Source organism: Mesorhizobium sp. M4A.F.Ca.ET.090.04.2.1, assembly GCF_003999085.1.
Lineage (GTDB): Bacteria > Pseudomonadota > Alphaproteobacteria > Rhizobiales > Rhizobiaceae > Mesorhizobium.
The window spans coordinates 1-1,351 of the sequence record NZ_RZOT01000854.1 but is presented as its reverse complement, the minus strand read 5'-3'; the positions used below and the strand labels follow the sequence as shown (position 1 = coordinate 1,351).

1 protein-coding gene and 1 pseudogene are annotated in these 1,351 nt (G+C 66.5%); one reads left to right on the top strand and one right to left on the bottom strand.

Annotated features, from left to right (window positions below):
- A pseudogene (locus EN781_RS32600) lies at positions 1–158 on the top strand (Lrp/AsnC ligand binding domain-containing protein); the annotation flags it as partial.
- Positions 159–247: 89 nt separating this feature from the next.
- On the opposite strand, the gene EN781_RS32595 reads toward EN781_RS32600, so the two are convergent.
- Positions 248–1,351 (bottom strand): adenylate/guanylate cyclase domain-containing protein, encoded by a 1,104-nt coding sequence (locus EN781_RS32595; protein ID WP_348631400.1) that lies wholly within the window; start codon positions 1,349–1,351, stop codon positions 248–250.

Below are 1,351 nucleotides of genomic sequence, written 5' to 3'. Positions count from 1 at the left end.
AGGTGACGGGCGACGACTGCTTCGTCGCGCGGCTGTTCGTGCGCTCGATCGGCGAGCTCGATCGGCTTCTCGACCGGATCGCCGACAAGGCGGAGACGAGCACCGCCATCATCAAGGCGCAGCCGATCCGCCGCCGCCCGCCGCCGCTGGGCGTCTAGCTATTTCAGAAAAGCCGTGAGCGGTTCTCCGTCCGGAATTGCGTAAAAGCAATTCGGCGTTTCCGTGAAACGGTGAACCGCTCTTGAGGTCACCCGTCCGGCAGGCCGAAGACGGCGCACGATCTGGCGATTCCGCGCAATTGATGTTCGCCCAGCGCGACCACGGGCGTTGATGTTTCCGCCGCGACAGCGCCCGAGATCAGCACGCTCCGTCCAAGCGGCCGGCACAGGCCTTCGAGCCTGCTGACGAGATTCACGGCCGGGCCGATCGCGGTGAAATCGAGCCGGTCGGCTGTGCCGATATTGCCCCAGACCATGTCGCCCAGATGCAGCGCCATGCCGAACTGCAGTTCGGGCATGCCCTGTCTGGCACGGTCCTGATTGAGCTGCGCCATTCCCGCCCGCGCCGCTCCGATCGCGCGCAACGCTGCCTCGCAAGCCACTGAAGCCGAGCGCTCGCCGACAGGAAAGATCGCCAGCACCCCATCGCCGATGAATTTCAGCACCTCGCCGCCGAAAGCGTGAACGGCACCAGCGATGCGGTCGAAGCTAGCGTTGAGCGCCGCCACGACCTGTTCGGCGTCCGTCTCCTCCGACAGGGCGGTAAAGTCGCGCAAATCGCTGTAGAGCGGGACGGCACGGATCGTCTCACCAACCTCGCGCCGAGAACGGCCGGCCAACACCTGCGCCGCGCTTCGCTGCCCAAGATAGGCCTCAAGCAGGGCCGACAGCGCCGACCTGGCAGCGAGAGCGGCAAGTGGCGCGGCGGCGAAGCGTGCCACCTGGTCCAGTGTATTCGATTCGTGCTCCGCGAGAGGGCGGACCGCGACCCAATTCAGTTTTGGACTCTCGGATTGCGTATCCTGACGCTCAGGCCCGACCGTGTAATTGTGCACGACACCCGTTCCCAGTCCCGCCAGCCATTCGCGTCCGAGATCGCCCTCCCCGGTTCCAGGCGTCGTGCCGGCGCCAAAACCCAGCGCCTCCATGACGACGCCTGTCTCGGCCCGCCACAGCCAGGCGCGGCGCGTTATGATCGGATGCGGCGCGGCGAGCGTCAGGGATCCACCGGCGAGCGGCAGCCCATCGTCAACCAGTCGCGCGCCGAGCGTGGCCAGAAAAGCATCCGGTTGGACGGCGCTGCCGGCGCGGTCGACCAACCAGGCGAGAGTTGAAGAAAGCCGCATCGACAC